This window comes from Trinickia violacea, from assembly GCF_005280735.1.
Lineage (GTDB): Bacteria > Pseudomonadota > Gammaproteobacteria > Burkholderiales > Burkholderiaceae > Trinickia_A > Trinickia_A violacea.
Genome location: NZ_CP040077.1, coordinates 3,498,426 through 3,518,789, shown reverse-complemented (window position 1 = coordinate 3,518,789; position 20,364 = coordinate 3,498,426). Strand labels below are relative to the sequence as shown.

Sequence of the window (20,364 nt, the reverse complement as noted above, 5' to 3'; positions counted from 1 at the left end):
TCGCTGGCTAAAGCCGTATCAAGCGTAAGCCGGACGACCCGTGCCGCCGGTGTCGCCGAGATAGCGATGCACCGACAGATCGCCCGATTGAATCGCCGGCTGCTTGCCCGAGATCAAGTCGGCGAGCAGTTGGCCCGAGCCGCAGGACATCGTCCACCCAAGCGTGCCGTGGCCCGTGTTCGTGAACAGGTTCGACACCGGCGTGCGGCCGACGATCGGCGTGCCGTCCGGCGTCATCGGACGCAGGCCGGTCCAGAACGTGGCCTGCGTCGTATCGCCGCCGCCCGGGAACAGGTCGTTCACGCACATTTCGAGCGTTTCGCGGCGCGCCTGGCGCAGCGTCTTGTCGAAGCCGACGATCTCCGCCATGCCGCCGACGCGAATCCGGTCGTCAAAGCGCGTGATCGCGATCTTGTACGTTTCGTCGAGCACCGTCGACACCGGCGCCGCCGATGCGTCCACGATCGGCGCCGTGATCGAATAGCCCTTCAACGGGTAGACCGGAATCTTCACGATGCCCGTGAGGAACTGCGTCGAATACGAGCCGAGTGCGACGACATAGGCGTCGGCGCGGACCATTTCGGCGCCGCACTGCACGCCGGCGATTCGGTCGCCGGACATCGCGAGCGCGTCGATCGGCGTGTTGAAGCGGAACTTGACGCCGAGTTGTTCGGCGAGCGCGGCGAGGCGCGTCGTGAACAGCTGGCAGTCGCCGGTTTCGTCGCCGGGCAGGCGCAAGCCGCCGGTCAGCTTGTGCGACGTGGCCGCGAGCGCCGGTTCGGCGCGGGCCAGCTCGCTCGGGCTCAGCAACTCGAACGGCACGTTGGCGTCCTTGAGCACGGCGATGTCCTTCGCGGCGCCATCGAGCTGTTGCTGCGTGCGGAAAAGCTGGAGCGTGCCGCCCGTGCGGCCTTCATACTGAATGCCGGTGTCGGCGCGCAGCACTTGGAGGCAGTCGCGGCTGTACTCGGCGAGCCGGACCATGCGGCCCTTGTTGACGGCATAGCGCTCGGCGGTGCAGTTCTGCAGCATCTGCCACATCCAGCGCAGTTGGAATTGCGTGCCGTCGAGCCGGATGGCGAGCGGCGCGTGCTTCTGGAACATCCACTTGACGGCCTTGAGCGGCACGCCCGGCGCAGCCCACGGCGCGGCGTAGCCCGGCGAGATCTGGCCGGCATTGGCAAAGCTGGTTTCCAGCGCCGGGCCGGTCTCGCGATCGATCACGGTGACTTCGTGCCCCGCACGCGCTAGATAATAAGCAGTCGTCGTCCCGACGACCCCGCTCCCCAAAACGACGACTCGCATAGCTGCTCCCAGTAGGTTTTTTCTGCTGTTCGGGCCGAGGCGGTTAATAACCCTGGTGAGCCCGGTTGGTCTAGTGTTAATCGCTATACTATTGAGGTATCTCTAGTTTTTGTTATCGTATTTTTTACGTTTTTGGTAAAAGCCCATGAGAACGCAACGCCAGCCGGTTCGCACACTCGATAAGCTCGATCACAAGATCCTGAAATTACTTCAGGCGGATGGCCGGATGGCCATGAAGGATCTGGCGGAGCAGGTCGGGCTGACCGTTACGCCGTGTATCGAGCGGGTGAAGCGCATGGAGCGCGATGGCGTGATCACGGGCTACTACGCGCGCGTCAATCCGGTGGAGCTCGGGGCGGCGCTGCTCGTATTCGTCGAGATCACGCTCGATCACAAGAGCGGCAACATGTTCGACCAGTTTCGCCGCGAGGTGCAGAAGATTCCCGAAGTGCTCGAATGCCACCTCGTATCGGGCGATTTCGATTATCTGATCAAGGCTCGCATCGGTGAGATGGCCGACTACCGCAAGCTGCTCGGCGACATCCTGCTGCAGTTGCCGGGGGCCGTGCAGTCGAAGAGCTATGTCGTGATGGAGGAAATCAAGGAGTCGCTGACGATCGCTGTGGGCGAGTAGGGACGCTGAGGCCGATGGAGACGGCCTCGCAAACCCGGCGAGCGGCTTGGCATGATGCAAGGCGATACTGTATATTTATACAGTATATGCCCCACCCAAGCTCGAGCCATGGACGATTCCGAGTTTCCGATTGCCTTGCCCGTGCCTCGCAAGGGGCGCGGGGCCGTCACGAATCTGCAGGGCCGCTACGAAGTCGACCAGCGCGAGAAGGTCGACGACGGCTGGGTGAGATCCGAGGACGACGAAAGCGAAGCGCCCGCGCTGCGTACGCAGGTCTTCGAGGAGCGCGCGAAAAGCATCCTGACGCGCAACACCTCGCCCGATATTCCCTTCAGCGTTTCGTTGAATCCGTATCGCGGCTGCGAGCACGGCTGCATCTATTGTTTTGCGCGGCCGACGCACAGCTATCTCGGCCTGTCGCCTGGGCTCGATTTCGAAAGCCGCATTTACGCGAAGGTGAACGCCGCGGAGTTGCTCGAACGCGAGTTGTCGAAGAAGACCTATGTGCCGGAGCCGATCGCGCTCGGCGTCAACACAGACGCGTATCAGCCTGCGGAGCGCGAATTGCGCATCACGAGGCGCGTGATCGAGGTGCTACACGCACGAGGTCATCCTTTTGCGGCCATTACGAAGTCATCGCTGATCGAGCGCGATATCGATCTGCTCGCTCCGATGGCGGCGCGCAATCAAGTCATGGCCGCAGTGACCATCACGACGCTCGATGCCGATATCGCCCGCACGCTCGAGCCGCGCGCCGCGACGCCGTCGCGCCGGCTGCGCACGATCCGCGCCTTGAGCGAGGCAGGCATTCCCGTTGGCGTGAGCATCGCGCCCGTGATCCCGTTCGTCACGGAGCCGGACATGGAGCGCGTGCTCGAAGCATGCGCCGAGGCGGGGGCGTCGAGTGCGAGCTACATCATCCTGCGCTTGCCGTGGGAAGTGGCGCCGCTGTTCAAGGATTGGCTCACCGCGCATTTCCCCGACCGCGCCGAGCGCGTGATGGCGCGAGTGCGCGACATGCGGGGCGGCAAGGACTACGACGCGTCGTTCGCGCAGCGGATGAAGGGGGAGGGCTTGTGGGCGGAACTGCTGAAGCAGCGCTTTCACAACGCGGTGCGCCGGCTGGGTCTCAATGAGCGCAGGCGCGGAATTCTCGATATCTCTCAGTTCCGCACGCAGTTGTTAGCCGGAACGCGGCCGTCCGAGCCACCCCAGGACAATCCGCAGTTGAGCCTCTTCTGATGGGCCGGCACATGGCCTGCGCCGGCCCGCCGCGATTGAGATTGTTATTGCGAAAGCGACTTCGCCGCCTCGACTTGCGATTCGAAGTAGGTTTGGAAAGAAAGCGCGAGTCCGCTCATTAGCAGGAAGGCACCAAAAAACAGCGAAAAGATGACGACGAAGATGACCGTCCAGCCAGAGCGGCTGTGTTTGCCGGTTTGCGCGTTGAATTGCGCATCCCATTTCTGATCGGGGCGCAGGCCGTAGACGATCGCGGCGAGGAACGCCGCAAAGAGCGAAACCGCGCCGGGAACCGCGAGCCACCAGCCGATCGTGGCGGCGCGCTGGGTCGCGGCGAGCAGCAGGACGCCCGGAATGCCGATGATCGTGCCAACCAGATGTGCCCAGCCAAACACGTCGCGAAAGCCGTACAGATAGAAGCGATGTGCGCCGAGGCTGCCGAAAAGGAAGGCGAGCGCGGCGGTGAGGGTCTTCGAGCGAAAGCGGGGTGAGGCGGACGAAACGTTGGCGGACATAGGCGTCTTGCAAGAGGCGGGCGACGGAACGAATGACGGGCGGCGACGCAAAACCAGGCGCGCCGCTGCCGAGCGCGCATTCTACGCCGAGCCGGCGTGCGGGAGCATGTGGCGAGCCGCAGCTTCAGGAGAGGCGTGATGATATTGCGGGCTCTTGTGACGGTTTCGACGGGCGAGTGCCCAGGATACGTCCGGTTCTACCGCCGGCAGTTCGCACCGTTTGATCGGAGGAAAGCGAGCATTTATATGCCTTTCCGCACGATTTGCAGGCTATTCCCCCGCCCCCTGATCAAGGGGTGTGTCGGTATCGCACCACCCGTGCTTCCAGTTTTTCAGGTAAGTGTTTGTTATGGCTTCGGTTTCCCGCTATAATCGCGTGTTTCGTGGTTCCGAACCCCGGTTTTCAAGGATTCTAGTATGGTCATCATCCGCTTGGCTCGTGGCGGCTCGAAGAAGCGCCCGTTCTACAACATCGTCGCAACCGATTCGCGCAACCGTCGTGACGGCCGCTTCATCGAACGCGTTGGCTTCTACAACCCGGTCGCTACGAAGGGTGAGTCGCTGCGTATCGCTCAAGACCGCCTCACGTACTGGCAAGGCGTTGGCGCGCAACTGTCGCCGACCGTCGAGCGTCTCGTGAAGCAAGCGCAAAAGGCGCAGCCGGCTGCTTAATGGCAGTTGGGGCCGCAAGGCCTGTGTTGTTCGGCTTCGGCTACTCAATGCGCGCATCTGCCATGCGTCTGAGCAAATCGCTCGGCATGCCAGATGCGCTGCTTTCGTTTCGGCAGGTCGTTGTATTGGCGCTGGGCGCGAGGTTGACTGATGTCTGACCGTGAATCTGGCGGTTCAAGCCGCGCGAAAGGCGGGGCTCGCACGCAAGCATCGTTTGGTGCGTTCGTCCGGCAGCCTGTCGCCCGCAAGCCGGCCGCCCCTACGCCAGCCGCAAGCAGTGTGTCCGGTGCGGAATCCGAAGCGGCGCAGATTCGCGTCGAATCGGCAGAAACCTGGCCTGACGACGCGGTCGAAGTCGGCGCGATCGTCGATGCGTACGGTCTGAAGGGGTGGGTCAAGGTGGCCGCGCATGCGGACGCCGGGCAAGGCGGCGATGCGCTCTTGAGCGCTAAGCGCTGGTGGCTCGTGAAGGGCCGTGAGCGCAAATCGGCTGCGGTGCTGCAGTCGAAGACGCACAGCGACAGCATCGTCGCTCATCTGGGCGGCCCTGCCGATCGCGATGCCGCACTCGCATTGCGCGGTTGCAGCGTGCACGTACGGCGCAGCGATTTTCCGGCGCTGGGTGCCGACGAGTATTACTGGGTCGATTTGCTCGGCCTGAGTGTCGTCAACGAGGCGGGCGTAGCGCTGGGTGAAGTCGTCGGCATGATCGACAACGGCGTGCATTCGGTTTTGCGCATCGAGTATCCGACGACGGCCAAGGATGGCCGCGAGGTAAAGGGCGAACGCCTGATTCCGTTCGTCGGTGTGTACGTCAAAACGGTAGATCGGGCGGCGAAGCAAATCGTCGTCGACTGGGAAGCCGATTATTGAACACGATTGAACCAACGGAGAGAGCGGTGCAGTTCGATGTCGTTACGCTCTTTCCCGATATGTTTCGCGCGCTGACCGACTGGGGTATCACCAGCCGCGCAGCAAAGCAGGGTCGTTTCGGGTTGCGTACGTGGAATCCGCGCGATTTCACGACCGACAACTACCGTACGGTCGACGATCGCCCATACGGCGGTGGTCCGGGCATGGTGATGTTGGCCAAGCCGCTCGAAGCGGCGATCGGTGCCGCGAAGGCGGCGCAAGCGGAGCAGGGCATCGCCGGTACGCGTGTCGTCATGATGTCGCCGCAAGGCGCGCGGCTCGATCACGATCGCGTGATGCGTTTTGCGCAAGAGCCCGGGCTGGTGTTGCTGTGCGGGCGCTATGAGGCGATCGACCAGCGCTTGCTCGATCGTTGCGTCGACGAAGAAGTGAGTCTTGGCGACTTCGTGCTCTCGGGCGGCGAACTGCCCGCGATGGCGCTGATGGATGCTGTTGTGAGGCAGCTGCCCGGCGTGCTCAACGATGCGCAATCGGCGGTGCAGGACAGCTTCGTCGACGGCTTGCTCGACTGTCCGCACTATACGCGGCCCGAGGAATACGACGGGATGCGCGTGCCGGATGTACTGCTTGGCGGCCATCACGCGGAGATCGAGCAGTGGCGCCGGCGCGAGGCGCTCAGAAATACGTTTGCCAAGCGGCCCGATTTGATCGAGCGCGCGAGGCGCAACAAGATGTTGAGCCGTGCCGATGAGGCATGGCTCGCAAGTCTGGCGAAAGAGGCACCGAAGGCTTGACCCCTTCGGCACTCGTTCGCAAGACATAGGCGGTGCCGCACATGCGTGTGCGGTGCCAGATGTGAACCCATCCTCTATCGGGGCCGTGCCGCGCGCTGGCTGGACTTGGTGCAAGGCAGGTACGAACGCCGACAAGATGGCATTAGGAGTCAGTGATGAATCTGATTGCAAAACTCGAGCAGGAAGAAATCGAGCGTTCGCTCGCAGGCAAGACCATCCCCGAATTCGCCCCTGGCGATACGGTGATCGTGAACGTGAACGTGGTTGAAGGTACCCGTAAGCGTGTTCAGGCCTACGAAGGCGTCGTGATCGCGAAGCGTAACCGCGGTCTCAACTCGTCGTTCATCGTCCGCAAGATTTCGTCGGGCGAAGGCGTCGAGCGTACGTTCCAGACGTACTCGCCGCTGTTGGCAAGCATCGTTGTGAAGCGTCGCGGCGACGTCCGTCGCGCGAAGCTGTACTACCTGCGCGAGCGTTCGGGCAAGTCGGCCCGGATCAAGGAAAAGCTGGTGTCGAAAGACCGCGAAGCGTCCTGAGCGTAAAAGCTGTAAGAAAAAGCACCCGTCCCGGGTGCTTTTTTTGTTGGTGGGTCACAATAGCCACTATCCCAAACGATCGTCACGAGACCGCCGTTGATTCGTCCGCGCCCCATTTTTAATCCCGAAATCCAGTCCATCGAATCCACCGGCGCCGATTTGCCGGCTCTCGCGTCTGAGCGCCTGACCGCGGACTGGTTGCGTGCGCGCTTTCACGCGCCACTCGACTGGGAGCCGGAACCGAGGGAAGTGCGCTGGCTGCCGGAAGACGGCGACCCGCGCGAAGCGGCGGTGCTCGTGCCAATCGTCGTGCGCGAATCGGGGTTGACTGTGCTGCTCACGCAGCGCGCCGATCATCTAAACGATCATGCCGGTCAAGTGAGTTTTCCGGGCGGCCGGCGCGAGCCGGAGGACACCAGCGCTGCGGACACCGCGTTGCGGGAGGCGCAGGAAGAAGTGGGGCTGGCGCCGGAGCGAGTCGAGGTCCTGGGGGCGCTGCCCGACTATTTGACGGGCACCGGGTTTAGCGTGACGCCTGTCGTCGGGCTCGTGCATACGCCGTTCACCTTGCACCCCGATACTTTCGAAGTCGCCGAAATCTTCGAGGTGCCGCTCGCGTTCCTGATGAACCCTGCCCATCACGAAGTGCGCCTCGTGCGCTGGGACGGCGGCGAGCGTCGTTTTTTTGCAATGCCTTATCCGCGCGGCGAAGTGGGCGGGGACTATTTCATTTGGGGAGCAACTGCCGGCATGTTGCGCAATTTCTATCGGTTTCTCGCCGCTTGAATCGACTTGAGCCGGCCGTATTCGCCGAGGTCGCGCGGCGCCGTTCGTTCCAATGCTCTGACCCTGTGATATCGTTACACGACAACCGCAAAAACCCGAAATAGCACGGCGCTTCGCATGACTTTTTTCTCCGTATTGCTGGCTCTAATAATCGAACAGATGCGTGCGCTGTCGCCGAACAATCCGGTGTTCGCGCTGCTTCAATATCATGCGGAGTCGGCGGCGCACGGCTTCGACGCCGGCAAGAAAAAGCATGGGATTCTGGCGTGGCTTGTCGTCGTGCTGCCGTGGACGCTTGCTGTCGCGCTCGTCTATTACGTCCTTTATCACATCAATTTCGTCCTGGCGTTTCTCTGGAACGTCGTGATTGTTTATTTCACGCTCGGGTTTCGGCAATTCAGCCATTACTTCACCGATATTCACCTCGCGTTAAATAACGACGACGTGCCGCGCGCGCGGGAAATTCTCAACGAATGGACCGGCATGGATACCGTCGATATGCCGGTCGGCGAAATTGTCCGGCATACGCTGATTCATGCGGTTGTCGCATCGCACCGGCACGTGTTCGGCGTGTTCTTCTGGTTTTTGGTGCCGATCGGGCCGGCTGGCGCCGTGCTGTACCGGATCGCCGAATATCTCGCGCGTTCGTGGTCTGCGCCGACGGACGAGCGTACCGTGGCGTTTTCGAACTTTGCCCAGCGCGCGTTCTTTGTGATCGATTGGGTGCCGGCGCGGCTCACGTCGCTCGGTTTTGCGATCGTCGGCAATTTTGAAGACGCGATTTACGCCTGGCGCAATCATTCGCGCCAGTGGCCGGATGTGAACGACGGCGTGCTGCTTGCTGCAGGCAGCGGGGCGCTAGGCGCACGGCTCGCCGGACCGCTTGCGGAGCCGTCGAGCCTCGATGCGCTGGCGGTCGGCGATGGTGGCCCGATGTCGGTCGGCGACGATTGCACGCCGCGCACGCTGCAATCGGCCGTCGGGCTCGTGTGGCGTGCGGTCATCCTCTGGATGATTCTGTTGCTGATGCTGACGATCGCCGTCTGGGTGTCGTAAGCCGTCGAGAACGCTCCATACCGATGTGCCGGCCGAGAGGGGGCGGCACATCGTTTCTCACTCCTCTCGCGGATCGCGTGTTGCTCCACACTGCCAGCATTGCGTGAATTGCGCTTCGAGCGTCTCGCCACATGCGTGGCATCGCCAAGTCGCCGCACCGGCCGGCGGCCCTTTTAAAGCCGCTTCGATCAGCCTTCTTGCCAGCGCCTCGTCACGCTCGTCGACGAGCCACAGTTCCGGCGCGCACTGATCTGCCGGGATCTCGCCCATGGCGCCGTTCAAATAGCGGTTGTGCAGCTCGCATGGGATTCCCGCGGCCGCCAGCACGTTGACCCAGTGCTGGCCGATGACCGGATTGGGGGCGTGCATCAATCGCAGCATGGTGGGGGCGAGGGCCTTTTGTCGAAGGGCTGGGGAAGCTAAGCGGCGAGCGCTTACGTCTGGACTCAGCGAACGATCTGGCTCGCCTCGTGCACCAGTTGCGCGTAGAGCGCATGCCGCTCGGGCGAGACGCGACCGTCCGCGATCGCTTCCAGTATCGCGCAGCCCGGCTCGTGCAGGTGGTGGCAGTTGTAGAAGCGGCAGTGCGCGAGGAGCGGCCGAAACTCGGGAAACGCGCGCTCCAGGCGGCCTTCGGTCAGGTGGTAAAGGCCGAACTCCTGGAAGCCCGGCGAATCGATCAGCGCGCCGCCCGTGGACATCGGGTAGAGGCGGGTGAAGGTCGTCGTGTGGCGGCCGCTGTTGAGCGCGGTCGAAATTTCGCGCGTTGCCACATCGGCGTCGGGCACGAGCAGGTTCACGAGCGTCGACTTGCCCATGCCCGATTGGCCGAGCAGCAGCGTCGCGTGATCGTGCAGATGCTCGGCCAGGATTTCACGAGCCGCGTCGGGCTGTGTCTTGATCGACAGTTCCAGTACCTCGTAGCCGAGCGCGCGATACGGCTCGAGCCGTGCGCGCGCCGCCGGCAGGGCGGCCTCGACATCGGTCTTGTTGAGCACGATCAGGGGCTTGAGCGTATTGGCCTCGGCGGCGATCAGCGCGCGGCCGAGCAGGTCTTCGCTGAAATGCGGCTCGGTGGCGAGCACGATCAGCAACTGATCGAGATTCGCGGCGAAGAGCTTCGACTTGTATTGATCCGAGCGATACAGCAGGTTGCGGCGCTCGCCGATCTCGACGATTACGCCTTGATCCACCGACGTCAACTCGTAGACGACGCGATCGCCGACCGCAACCTCGCTTTTCTTGCCGCGCGGGAAGCATTGCAGAAGCGCGCCGTCGCCGTCGGGTGCGACGACGTAGTGGCGTCCGTGTGCGGCGATGACAAGTCCTTCGGCGCGCGCAGCGGCGTTCGTGCTGCGCGCGGTTTTCGCGGGGCGGCCGCTCATGCGTGCCGCAACAGTCGGTCGATCCGCTGCGAGGCCGGCGGATGCGAATAGTAGAACGCGGTGTAGAGCGGGTCGGGCGTGAGCGTCGACGCGTTGTCTTCATACAGCTTGACGAGCGCATTGACCAGGTCTTGCGCGCCGGTCTGGCTTGCCGCGAACGCGTCGGCCTCGAATTCGTGCTTGCGCGAGCTCAGGCTGCCAAGCGGCGTCACGAAGAACATGAATACCGGCAGCGCGAGGAAGAACAGCACGAGGGCGAGGCCGCTGTTGCTGCCCGTCATCGACGGCTGCACGCCGAGCCCCTCGTAGAACCAGACGCGCTGGGTGAGCCAGCCGAGCAGCGCGAGCATCGCGAGGCTGATCGCGAACGTGACGATCATGCGCTTGATCACGTGGCGGCGCTTGAAGTGGCCGAGCTCATGCGCGAGCACCGCTTCGATCTCGCTGCCCGAGAGCCGCGCGAGCAGCGTATCGAAGAACACGATCCGCTTGGCGGCGCCGAAGCCCGTGAAGTACGCGTTGCCGTGCGCGGAGCGGCGGCTGCCGTCCATCACGAAGAGACCCTTCGCAGCGAAGCCGCAGCGCTTCATGAGCGCTTCGATGCGGCTTTTCAGGGCATCGTCGGTCAGCGGCTCGAACTTGTTGAAGAGCGGGGCGATGAACGTCGGATAGAGCACGAGCACCAGCATCTGGAACGCGACGAGCACGACCCACGCCCACAGCCACCACAGGCTGCCCGCCTGGTTCATGAGCCACAGCAAGACGAACAGAAGCGGCAGGCCGAGCGCCGCGCCGAGCAGGATGCCCTTGGCGAGATCGGTGAAGAAAATGCGCTTCGTCATCCGATTGAAGCCGAAGCGTTCCTCGACGACGAACTGGCGGTAGTAGTCGAACGGCAGGTCGATCGCGCTCGTAATCGCAATGACGACCGCGACGAGCCCGATCTGCCCTAGGTAGCCCTCGCCGAGCCAGTTCGAAACCAAGCTGTTGATCGCCGCGACGCCGCCGAGCAGCGTGAGCGCGATCAGCACGGCGGCGCTGACGATCACTTCGAGCATCGTGAGCCGCGTGCGCTCGATCGTGTAGTCGGCGGCGCGCTGGTGCGCGGCGAGCGCGATCGTGCCGGCAAATTGCTCGGGGACCTGGCCGCGGTGCGCCGCGACGAAGCGGATCTGGCGCGATGCGAGCCAGAGCTTCGTGCCGACCATTGCCAGCACGGCGGCCGCGAACAGGATGGTGAAGGCGAGAGTGGACATCGAGGGAACCTGTTGTATCTATGCGAGAATTATAGGGGCTTGCCGATCCGGCGAGCGCTTTTGCACCCGAATCGCGGCAGGTCGGCGGTTCGCGGACATCGGCCGGCGCGGGTCATGCTCTGCCCCGTCGCCGCGACAGCGCTTCATCAAACAAGGTTGCAATTCATGACTGACATTCTCGAATCCGTCGGCGAGCCGACGCTCGTTCGCAGCGAGATGAACCTCGTCTGGCTCGACATGGAAATGACGGGTCTCGAGCCCGACACCGACCGCATCATCGAGATCGCCGTGGTCGTGACCAATTCGACGCTCGACGTGGCCGTCGAAGGCCCGGTGCTGGCCATCCACCAGAGCGACGAAACGCTCGGCAAGATGGACGAGTGGAACAAGAACACGCACGGCCGCTCGGGCCTGATCGAGCGCGTGCGCGCATCCACGGTGACCGAGGACGATGCGGCCGAGCAGATCCGCGCGTTTCTCGGAGCGTACGTGCCGCCCGGCAAGTCGCCGATGTGCGGCAATTCGATTTGCCAGGACCGCCGCTTCATGGCGCGCTGGATGCCGGAACTCGAGCGCTTCTTTCACTATCGCAACCTCGACGTGAGCACGCTCAAGGAACTCTGCCGCCGCTGGCAGCCGGCGATCTACAAGGGTTTTCAGAAGCGGGCGATGCATACCGCGCTCGCCGATATCCACGAGTCGATCGACGAACTCAAGTATTACCGCGAGCACTTTTTGATTCCGGCAGCGAGTGCGCCGAGCGAGCCGTCTGAAGGCGCGTAAGAGGTCATTCGATGAAAAAGGCGGGCGGCTCGGACAATGGGCGGCCCGCCGGTTACTTCGCTTCGCGACGCGCGCTTTTCGGCCGGAATGCGGCCACGACATCGTCATTCGTCTCGACGTACGGGCCGCCGATCAAATCGATGCAATAGGGCACCGCGGCGAAGATGCCCGGCACTTTCACCGCGCCCGACGCGTCGCGCAACCCTTCCAGCGTTTCCTGAATCGATTTCGGCTGACCCGGCAGGTTCACGATCAGCGCCGCGTGATCGGGCGTTTCGCGAATCACCGCGACCTGCCGCGAGAGGATCGCGGTGGGCACGAAATTCAGGCTGATCTGCCGCATTTGTTCGCCGAAACCGGGCATTTCCTTCGTTCCCGCCGCCAGCGTGGCCTCGGGCGTGACGTCGCGCCGCGCGGGGCCGGTGCCGCCGGTCGTCAGCACGAGGTCGCACCCCGCTTCGTCGACGAGTTCGATCAGGGTGGCGGTGATCGTGGCGGCGTCGTCTTGGATCAGGCGCGTTTCTCCGCGCCAGGGCGACTTGAGCGCGCCGGCGAGCCATGTTTCCAGCGACGGAATCCCCTTGTCCTCGTAGACGCCGCTCGACGCCCGGTCGCTGATCGACACGAGGCCGATCAGGATTTCGTCGGGGTGATTACGCACCCGATTTCGCACGGGGTTACGCGCGGAAGTCGTCATCGTCGTCCTCGGCGGCGGTGTCGTCGATGTCATCGTCAGCGGCGTCGCCATCGGCGGCGCTGACCGTCTTGATCCATTGGAACAGTTCGCGGAAATAGCGCGGCGGCTTGCCTTGCTGCGCCTCTTTGCGCGCGTTGCGAATCAATGTGCGGCCTTCTTGGGCATCCGCGGCCGGGTGCTGGTTCAGGAAAGCGGTCAACGCGTCGTCGCTCGCGATGAGCGCGTCGCGCGTGCGCTCGATCCAGTGCAGCTTGGCCGTTTCGGCCTTGTTGACACCGTTGTAGGTGTCGAGTGCCTGGCGCAAGGCTGCGGTTTCGTCTTCGTTCAGCGAGCGCATCACGCGGCCGACGTACTGGATCTGCCGGCGCCTGCCTTCGTGATCGGTGATGCGGCGCGCTTCGAGCACGGCGTCGGCGAGGCTCTCCGGCATCGGCATGCGCTTGAGCGCGTCTTTGGGCAGTTCAACGAGCGCCAGGCCCAGCTCCTGCAGCGCGTGCATTTCGCGCTTGAGCTGGGATTTGCTGGGGCGATCGTAGCCGTTGTCATCCGTGACGTCGGCGTCGCCGGAATGGATGGGTTGAATGCGGGTTTTGCGTGTCATCCCCGCATTGTAGCGTGCCGCGCGGCGTCTTTTGCCCGTCGACGCGCGGACGGACCGCGGCGTCGGCCATTCGGCCAAGGCCCTGCCTGCCGCCGCGAACCGGGTTTACCGCTCTATTGAATCGCAGGTGAACCGGCGCGGACCTTGCTATGATCGCGGGATGCGTGACGTACCGCGCAACGCAACACCGATGGGCGCAGCGGCGGCCCCTTTCGAGGCCCGGCGGCACCGCCCGGCAATAGCTCAACGAGAGCTCAATAAGCAGCGCAATACCGGATGGCTACAACGATGGCAGCAGACATGGACGCCAAGCAGCGATTTTTTCCGCATACCCAGGACGAACTGAAAGAGATCGCGTCAGACATTCTTCGTCACGCGAAGTCGCTCGGCGCGACGGACGCCGCGACCGAAATCTCCGAAGGCGATGGCTTGTCGGTGTCGGTGCGGCGCGGCGAGGTCGAGACGATCGAGCACAACCGCGACAAGATGGTCGGCGTGACCGTCTTCATCGGGGCGAAGCGCGGCAATGCGAGCACCTCGGACTTTTCTCCGGAAGCGCTGCGCGACACGGTCGCGGCGGCCTATAACATCGCGCGCTTCACCGCCGAGGACAACTGCGCGGGTCTTGCCGAAACCGAGCTGCTGGAGACGGCGCCGCGCGATCTCGATTTGTATCATCCCTGGCATTTGTCGGCCGACGACGCGGTCGAGCTGGCCCGCCGCGCCGAAGACGCCGCCTTCGCGACCGATCCGCAGATCCGCAACTCGGAAGGCGCGAGCGTTTCCGCGCAGCATTCGCAGTTCGTGCTCGCGACGACGCGCGGCTTCCTGCACGGCTATCCGTACTCGCGTCACTACGTGGCGTGCGCGCCGATCGCGGGCAGCGGGCGCAACATGCAGCGCGACGACTGGTATTCGTCCAAGCGCAGCGCAGCCGAACTCGCGGCGCCGGAGGCCGTGGGACGCTATGCGGCCGAGCGCGCGCTCGCGCGGATTGGCGCCAAGGGTCTCGATACGCGCAAGGTGCCGGTGCTCTTTGAAGCGCCGCTCGCCGCCGGCCTGCTCGGTGCGTTCGTGCAGGCGACGAGCGGCGGCGCGCTCTACCGCAAGACGTCGTTTCTCGTCGACAGCCTCGGCAAGCCGGTGTTCGCGCCGCACGTGCAGATCGTCGAAGACCCGCACGTGCCGCGCGCGATGGGCAGCGCGCCGTTCGACGAAGAAGGCGTGCGCACGAGAGAGCGCGCCGTGGTGAAGGACGGCGTGGTCGAAGGCTACTTCCTGTCGACGTACTCGGCGCGCAAGCTCGGCATGCAGACGACGGGCAATGCGGGCGGCTCGCACAACCTCTCGCTCTTGAGTTCGCAAACGCGTCCCGAAGACGATTTCGAAGCGATGCTCAAGAAGCTCGGCACGGGTCTGTTGCTGACCGAGTTGATGGGGCAGGGCGTCAACTACGTGACGGGCGATTATTCGCGCGGCGCGTCGGGATTCTGGGTCGAGAACGGCAAGATCCAGTATCCGGTCGAGGAGATCACGGTCGCGAGCACGCTCCAGGAGATGTTCCGGCATGTCGTCGCGATCGGCGCCGACACGATCGTGCGCGGCACCAAGCAGACCGGTTCGGTGCTGATCGAGCGGATGACGGTGGCGGGGCAGTAAGCGCGCCGCGGACTGAAAGCAAAAAGACGGCTCACTGCGAGCCGTCTTTTTTTGTCGATCCGGACTTGGCGCTTTAGCGCCTAGTCCGGTCCCATGCAGAGCTGTTTGCGCTTCAGCGCTTGCTCAGGGCCTGTGCAACGCTGCGCCTGGGTTTTACGCGTGATTCTTACGCTGATAAACGACGAACGCGTAATCGAAGTCATTCGGCGCGTTGGCGTGATGCGCTTCGCGCGAGACTTCTTCCCACTCGTTCGGATCGAGTTCGGGAAAGGTCGCATCGCCTTCGTAGTCCGCCATGATCTCGGTGACGACCAGCTTGTCCGCTAAGTCCATGCCTTTGGCGTAGAGCTGGGCGCCGCCGATCAGGAACGCCTCGGGCGCCTGGTCTTGCGCCGCGAGCGCGAGCGCCGCCGGCAAATCCGTGACCGTATCGCAACCGTTGAAGCGCCGCGACGCGTCGCGCGTCACGACGACGTTGCGCCGCCCCGGCAGCGGCCTGCCGATCGATTCGTGCGTCTTGCGTCCCATGATGATGGGCGCGCCCATCGTCGTGCGCTTGAAGTGCTTGAGGTCTTCGGGCAAATGCCAGGGCAGCTGGTTGTCGCGGCCGATCACGCCGTTGCTGGCGCGAGCGACGATCAGGGTCAGTGTCGTCATCGTGAGGAGAGGGAGCGGCAATCCTTCCGATTCTACCCGAGCCCAGGCGGGGGCCGGTCCCGCGTGGCACAGGTACAGGCAGGGCGGGCTGCCGCCCCTCCCGCTTCACTTTGGCCCGTGGCCGTTTGGTCCGCTTGGTCCGTTCGGAACGCCGCTCTCGCCATCGGCGTCGCTTGCGGCGAACGGCTTGTCGTCCGCCGCCGTCACTTCGCGCAGCCCATGCGCGCCCATCAGCCGGTACAGCGTGACGCGCGAGATGCCGAGATCCTGCGCGGCCTCGTTGAGCCGGTGCCGGTGCCGCAGGAGCGCCGCTTCGATCGCCCGCTTCTCGGCGGCCTCGCGCGCTTGCGCGAGCGTCAGCGCCTCTTGCGCGGTGAAGTGCTCGAGGTCGAGGTCCTCGGCCGAGATCAGCTTGCTCTCCGCCATCACGATCGCGCGCCGCACGCGGTTGATCAGCTCGCGCACGTTGCCGGGCCAGCTGTAGTTGTGCATGGCCTCGATCGCCGAGGGCGTGAAGCCGCGGATCTTGCGCGAGCCGTCCGTCTTGAACTTGTGCAGGATGTGATGCGCGAGGATTTCGATGTCCTTGCCGCGCGCGCGCAGCGGCGGCTCGTCGACGCGCAGCACGCACAGGCGGTGGAACAGGTCGGCGCGGAAGCGTCCCTCGCGCATGGCGACGTCGAGGTCGACGTGCGTCGCCGAGATCACGCGCACGTCCACGGGAGTCGATTCGCGGCCGCCGAGCCGCTCGATCTTGCCTTCCTGCAGGAAACGCAGGAGGCTCGCCTGGCTTTCGAGCGGCAGGTCGCCGATTTCGTCGAGAAAGAGCGTGCCGCCGTCGGCGGCTTCGACGCGGCCGATCTTGCGCTGGTGGGCGCCCGTGAACGCGCCGCGCTCGTAGCCGAACAACTCCGATTGGAGCAGGTGGTGCGGAATCGCGCCGCAATTGATCGCCATGAACGGGGCTTTGCGCCTCGGCGAGCGCTCGTGAATCGCGACCGCGGTCAGTTCCTTGCCGGTGCCGGATTCGCCGGAGATGAACACGGTTGCATCGGTATTCGCGACCTTGCGAATCGTGCGGAAGAGCTGCTGCATCGCCTCGCAGGTGCCGACCATCTCGTCGTCGCCCGCCGCCGCCACGCCGGCGACGAAGTCGAGATCGCACAGCGTCACCATGCCCCATGCGTGGCCGACGAGATAGTCGATCGTTTGGCCCGCGGCCGGCAGCTTCACGTAGTCGAAGCAGTAGTGGCGGATGATGCGGCGCACCTCGGGGTCTTCGAGCTGCTCGGGGCTCGCGAGCGCGATCCAGCCGATCTGCTGCTGTCGCAGGCTCGCTTCGAGGCAAGCGAGCTCACGGGCAGCGAAGCGCGTCATGTCGACGATGCCCGCATAGGGCGTGTCCGGGCGAATGAGGCGCACCGCGTCTGCGGCCGTGCGAGCCACCGACACATGCCAGCCGCGCGCCTTCATATGTTCGACGAGCGCCTCGTCGGGCACGCGCGCCACGTAGATCAGCGCCCGCTCGGATTGCCCATTCACGGTCGGGACTTCCTTGGGATGCGCAATCGACAGGTGAGAGGCTGCCCCCGCTAATGGCGCTACCGATGTCAAGTGTGGTGATTCGCGCACGATGGCCCCGTATTCGTCAGACATCAAAATGTGTAGGGGAACCGCACGCCGACCACGAAGTTGGGCGCGTCGGGCGTAAGGCCCACGGACACCGATCCTTCGATCGTCAAGTGCTTGTTCACCACGTGGTTCAAACCGAAATTCAACGCCGCTGCGACCGTCTCGCTGCCCGGCACCTTTTGCCATCCTTGGCCCGGCGCCTGCGTCTCGCTCTCGGGCTCCAGCGCCATGGTGTAGGAGATGCTCGCCGAATCCTTCTCCGAGAAGGCGATGGCGACGCCGCCGCCCCACTGGATGATGTCGCCGAGCTTCACCTTCGCGGGCTCGACCTGACCCTGCACGGCCGAGATGTCGGAGAACGAGCGCGCGACGTTATACGTGTACGACAGGCTGCCGAACAGCACGACCGGGTCGTAGGTCTTCAACACCGACACACCGGCCGTGATGTTCCAGAAGCCGGTGCCGGTCGGCAGCTTGGACGGCACGACGAGGCTCGTGTTGTTCGGGTCGACCTGCACGAGCTTGATGCCGAACGGCGAGCTGCCCGTCGGCGCCTTCACGCGCAAGCTGCCGACCACATCCGGAAGGCTGTTGGTCTCCTTCAGGAACTGATAATAGATGCCGAAGTTGACATCTCCGATATCGCTCGAATTCGCGGATGCATCAGACAATTGGCTCGCCGCGCCGCCCGCGCCGCCGACGATGAAATTGCTGTGACGGTAGATGTAGGGCACGTCGACGTCGACGCTCGTGCGGTCGGTGAGGCCGTAGCGCGTGTCGAGGTCGGCCATCACCTGATGCGCTTTCGTCTCGCCGAGATTGATGTTGCCGAGGAAGATCGCATCGAGCGCGAGGAAGCCCGACAACTGCAATTGGCGGCGGTCGTAGTAGGTGTCGCTGATGCCCCAGTCCATCGTGAGCTTGTGGTCGAAGAGCGGCGCGTGCTCACGCTGCACGACAGCGTTCTCCGCCTCGGTTCGCTGCGGCTCCGCGGCTTTCTGCGTGGTGCCGATCGTGCCGTCGCCCGCGGCGCCCGGGCTGCTTCCGGACGCGCCGGCCGATTGCGGCACGGGCGGGTTGGTCTGCACGCCGGTTGCGGTGCTCGTGCCGCCGCTCGGCCCGGGCGCGCCCGGCGTCGTCTGCGCGAGCTGCGACAAGGGCGGCAGCGGCACGGGCAAGTTGTCCGTGCCGGGCGGCTGAGCCACGGCTGCATTCTCGTCTGCGGCGCCGCCCGTGAGGCCGCGTCCCCGTTGCGACATTTCCAATTCGGTCACCTGCTTTTGGAGCGACTGGATCTGCCGTTGCTGCTCGTCGACGACTCGCATTAGTGTGTTGAGCCGTTCATCGAGCGATTGACTGGCAAGCTCCTGTCCGTGTGCGCCCTGTGAGAGTGCAAACAGCAGCACTGCGGCAGGTATCGCCGCGAGCGCCGTCAACGGCGCCCCCCTTGCTGACTTCCTGGTCATTGTGTTCCCCCGGTCCCCGCGGCGGCGCGCCGCTTTGTCTCCTCCCATGCGCGCCGTCGCATTCAACTTCTTGTTGCCGCCGTACTGTCCGGTCCTGCTTGGTGCCTTGCTGAGGGTCCTGCTGTCGGTCCTTCCTGCTGCCCGGTCCTTCGTTCGCTGCAAGTGGCGGGCTGCGCCCGCCGCGTTACGTCATCGCCCCGGCATGCCGCCGCGGTTCTGCATGGCTTGCATCACGCCGAGCTGGCGCAGCAAGTTGCCCGATAGCTGCTGGGTCTGCAGATGCAGTTGCAGTTGATTGGCGACGGCTTGGTTGTTGCCCGCAATCTGCAGCAGTTGCGCGATCGCCCCGGCTTGTTGTGTGTTGTTCGGGGCAATGCTCTGGGTGGCGAGACCGGCCCGCGTCTGCAGCGCAACCGTCACGCCGCCGTTGCCGAACGCGATGCCGGCCTTGACGCTGCCCGATGCGTTGCTCGCGCTTGCGGTTGGCGAGTTCGTGCTGCCTGGGATCGACGGAATCGATGCGTTACTGAAATCGATGGTCGCCGAGTTCGAGCCGACGTTGCCGTTGCCTGCCACTTGAGTCACCTGCGAAACGCCGTTGACCGAGAGGTTCTGGCCGCCGGTCGCGATCGCATTGGGATTGGCGCCGTCCGAGCGGTCTTTCTTCTTGTCGAAGACGCGAGCCGACGTGCTCACTTGCGTCGACATCTGCTCGTTGCCGTTCGTGGTGACGGCGAGCGAGCCTTGCGCGACTGCCGCCGCGCCGTCTGGCAATTGCCATTGAGAAAGCAGGTTCAGGACGAACCCGGAAATCATCGAGCCGCCGGCATGTTTGCCGGTCTGGTCTGCGAGCACGTCGTCGCCGACCGCTTGCCATTTGACGGCATGCGTTGCGGCTGCGCTCGTCGAAAGAAAGCCTGGCGTCGCGGGTGTGGCCACCGCGGCGGTGTTCTCCGATGCCATCACACCGCTTGCGACGCCGCACGCCGTCAGGCAAAGCGCGAGGCTAAGAGGGGAAAGTGGGAGCTTCATGGTCATTCAGAACCAGTCTGCCTTGGACAATCCGAAATCGACAAAAGGAGTCGCGGCCGTGCTGGCGTCAAGTGCGCGCTCGCGCAGCTTCAAGGCCAGCGACTCGTTGCCCTGCAACAGCGGGGAGTCCTCCCTGAACGGTTTGCCGAGGACCGCGAACACGAGCCCGTTCCAGCTCTTCACGAAGTCCTCTTCCATGACGATGCGGTTGCCGAGCGCGGGGTCCGCGATGAAGATGCGGCCTTCCTCGGCATGCTTGACGATCACGAAGTGTTCGTAGCCGTCGATGTTCATCAGCACCAAGACGGGAATCTGCAAGTGATACAGCGCGTCGGAGTTGACCCGGAAACCGCGCCCGCGCAGCCCGATCGTCTCGACGAACTTCTTCATGTCGAGCATCGAGAAGCCGTTCTTGACGACGACCTCGGGCTTCGAGAACGCCATCATGCGGCGAATCAGTTCGGTCTCCGGAATATCGATTCCATAGCCGAACTTGAGCAGCGTCGCAAGCGCAGCCGCGCCGCAGCTAAAGTCGAACTGTTGGCTGACGATATGGCTATAACGAATCTCCCGCATCGAGCGCACCGTTTTGGTAAAGGGCACCCCTGCAAGATTAGTCGTATCGATGGTGGACTGTGAGTGGCTTGCCGCACACACGGTGCAGCAAGCGATCGTCACGGTGAGCCGCCATGCCGAGAACCGGTCAAACCCGGGCATACTGGATCTCCTGTCGACCAGAGTTAGCGCTTCAGCGCTTACTCTGGTCCCATGCAGAGCTATGTG

The 20,364-nt window shown here is 64.0% G+C and carries 22 protein-coding genes; 10 read left to right on the top strand and 12 right to left on the bottom strand.

Annotation, left to right across the window (positions count from 1 at the left end; translation table 11 throughout):
* Positions 1–18 precede the first annotated feature (18 nt).
* A complete protein-coding gene (locus FAZ95_RS16110; RefSeq protein ID WP_137333358.1) occupies positions 19–1,305 on the bottom strand; it encodes a D-amino acid dehydrogenase in 1,287 nt (428 codons plus the stop codon).
* Between the two features lie 145 nt (positions 1,306–1,450).
* Between FAZ95_RS16110 and FAZ95_RS16105 the strand changes: the two genes are divergently transcribed.
* On the top strand, positions 1,451–1,939 hold the full coding sequence (locus FAZ95_RS16105; protein WP_137333357.1) for an Lrp/AsnC ligand binding domain-containing protein: 489 nt from the start codon (positions 1,451–1,453) through the stop codon (positions 1,937–1,939).
* A 108-nt stretch (positions 1,940–2,047) separates the two neighbouring features.
* Positions 2,048–3,181: a PA0069 family radical SAM protein gene (locus FAZ95_RS16100; RefSeq protein WP_137333356.1), complete on the top strand. Its 1,134-nt coding sequence runs from the start codon at positions 2,048–2,050 to the stop codon at positions 3,179–3,181.
* Positions 3,182–3,225: 44 nt separating this feature from the next.
* On the opposite strand, the gene FAZ95_RS16095 is transcribed toward FAZ95_RS16100, so the two are convergent.
* Positions 3,226–3,696 (bottom strand): NINE protein, encoded by a 471-nt coding sequence (locus FAZ95_RS16095; RefSeq protein WP_137333355.1) that lies wholly within the window; start codon positions 3,694–3,696, stop codon positions 3,226–3,228.
* A gap of 417 nt (positions 3,697–4,113) precedes the next feature.
* Between FAZ95_RS16095 and rpsP the strand changes: the two genes are divergently transcribed.
* The 6 genes from rpsP (at position 4,114) to FAZ95_RS16065 (ending at position 8,413) form a co-directional block, all read left to right on the top strand.
* The gene (rpsP, locus tag FAZ95_RS16090; protein WP_010091769.1) at positions 4,114–4,368 is read left to right on the top strand and encodes a 30S ribosomal protein S16; all 255 of its coding nucleotides are present in this window, start codon (positions 4,114–4,116) and stop codon (positions 4,366–4,368) included.
* Between the two features lie 150 nt (positions 4,369–4,518).
* Complete coding sequence (gene rimM / locus FAZ95_RS16085; RefSeq protein ID WP_137333354.1) at positions 4,519–5,241, top strand: ribosome maturation factor RimM; 723 nt, start codon at positions 4,519–4,521, stop codon at positions 5,239–5,241.
* Between the two features lie 59 nt (positions 5,242–5,300).
* Entirely contained in the window at positions 5,301–6,035 is a 735-nt protein-coding gene (gene trmD / locus FAZ95_RS16080) for a tRNA (guanosine(37)-N1)-methyltransferase TrmD (RefSeq protein ID WP_437437743.1), read from the top strand.
* 155 nt (positions 6,036–6,190) lie between these two features.
* Positions 6,191–6,571 (top strand): 50S ribosomal protein L19, encoded by a 381-nt coding sequence (gene rplS / locus FAZ95_RS16075; RefSeq protein WP_137333352.1) that lies wholly within the window; start codon positions 6,191–6,193, stop codon positions 6,569–6,571.
* Between the two features lie 99 nt (positions 6,572–6,670).
* Positions 6,671–7,357 carry a CoA pyrophosphatase gene (locus FAZ95_RS16070; protein WP_175425695.1) on the top strand — a complete coding sequence of 229 codons (687 nt, stop codon included), beginning with the start codon at positions 6,671–6,673 and terminating at the stop codon, positions 7,355–7,357.
* Positions 7,358–7,474: 117 nt separating this feature from the next.
* Positions 7,475–8,413 carry a CobD/CbiB family protein gene (locus FAZ95_RS16065; RefSeq protein ID WP_137333350.1) on the top strand — a complete coding sequence of 313 codons (939 nt, stop codon included), beginning with the start codon at positions 7,475–7,477 and terminating at the stop codon, positions 8,411–8,413.
* Positions 8,414–8,470: 57 nt separating this feature from the next.
* Here FAZ95_RS16065 and FAZ95_RS16060 read toward each other — a convergent pair whose 3' ends face one another.
* From FAZ95_RS16060 to FAZ95_RS16050, 3 genes are all read right to left on the bottom strand, one after another.
* Positions 8,471–8,791, bottom strand: coding sequence for a putative signal transducing protein (locus tag FAZ95_RS16060; protein ID WP_137334587.1), 321 nt, complete (start codon positions 8,789–8,791; stop codon positions 8,471–8,473).
* 68 nt (positions 8,792–8,859) lie between these two features.
* Entirely contained in the window at positions 8,860–9,798 is a 939-nt protein-coding gene (rsgA, locus tag FAZ95_RS16055; protein ID WP_137333349.1) for a ribosome small subunit-dependent GTPase A, read from the bottom strand.
* Entirely contained in the window at positions 9,795–11,054 is a 1,260-nt protein-coding gene (locus FAZ95_RS16050; RefSeq protein WP_137333348.1) for a M48 family metallopeptidase, read from the bottom strand. Before FAZ95_RS16050 ends, rsgA begins: the two co-directional genes overlap by 4 nt.
* Before the next feature lie 165 nt (positions 11,055–11,219).
* Here FAZ95_RS16050 and orn point away from each other — a divergent pair, with 165 nt between their 5' ends.
* Positions 11,220–11,837: an oligoribonuclease gene (gene orn, locus FAZ95_RS16045; protein ID WP_137333347.1), complete on the top strand. Its 618-nt coding sequence runs from the start codon at positions 11,220–11,222 to the stop codon at positions 11,835–11,837.
* A 52-nt stretch (positions 11,838–11,889) separates the two neighbouring features.
* Here the strand turns inward: orn and mog are convergent, their stop codons facing one another.
* A complete protein-coding gene (gene mog, locus FAZ95_RS16040) occupies positions 11,890–12,534 on the bottom strand; it encodes a molybdopterin adenylyltransferase (protein WP_137333346.1) in 645 nt (214 codons plus the stop codon).
* A complete protein-coding gene (yjgA, locus tag FAZ95_RS16035; RefSeq protein WP_137333345.1) occupies positions 12,515–13,135 on the bottom strand; it encodes a ribosome biogenesis factor YjgA in 621 nt (206 codons plus the stop codon). Before yjgA ends, mog begins: the two co-directional genes overlap by 20 nt.
* Before the next feature lie 288 nt (positions 13,136–13,423).
* On the opposite strand from yjgA, the gene pmbA reads away from it, so the two are divergent.
* Entirely contained in the window at positions 13,424–14,794 is a 1,371-nt protein-coding gene (gene pmbA, locus FAZ95_RS16030) for a metalloprotease PmbA (protein WP_137333344.1), read from the top strand.
* A 153-nt stretch (positions 14,795–14,947) separates the two neighbouring features.
* Here the strand turns inward: pmbA and FAZ95_RS16025 are convergent, their stop codons facing one another.
* From FAZ95_RS16025 to FAZ95_RS16005, 5 genes are all read right to left on the bottom strand, one after another.
* On the bottom strand, positions 14,948–15,451 hold the full coding sequence (locus tag FAZ95_RS16025) for a dihydrofolate reductase (protein ID WP_137333343.1): 504 nt from the start codon (positions 15,449–15,451) through the stop codon (positions 14,948–14,950).
* A gap of 105 nt (positions 15,452–15,556) precedes the next feature.
* On the bottom strand, positions 15,557–17,107 hold the full coding sequence (locus FAZ95_RS16020; RefSeq protein ID WP_137333342.1) for a sigma-54 dependent transcriptional regulator: 1,551 nt from the start codon (positions 17,105–17,107) through the stop codon (positions 15,557–15,559).
* Entirely contained in the window at positions 17,107–18,549 is a 1,443-nt protein-coding gene (locus tag FAZ95_RS16015) for a hypothetical protein (protein WP_137333341.1), read from the bottom strand. The genes FAZ95_RS16020 and FAZ95_RS16015 overlap by 1 nt, the downstream gene beginning before the upstream one ends.
* A 189-nt stretch (positions 18,550–18,738) precedes the next feature.
* Positions 18,739–19,581, bottom strand: coding sequence for a peptidase C39 (locus FAZ95_RS16010; RefSeq protein ID WP_137333340.1), 843 nt, complete (start codon positions 19,579–19,581; stop codon positions 18,739–18,741).
* A 6-nt stretch (positions 19,582–19,587) separates the two neighbouring features.
* On the bottom strand, positions 19,588–20,298 hold the full coding sequence (locus FAZ95_RS16005) for a C39 family peptidase (protein WP_137333339.1): 711 nt from the start codon (positions 20,296–20,298) through the stop codon (positions 19,588–19,590).
* Positions 20,299–20,364: the final 66 nt, after the last annotated feature.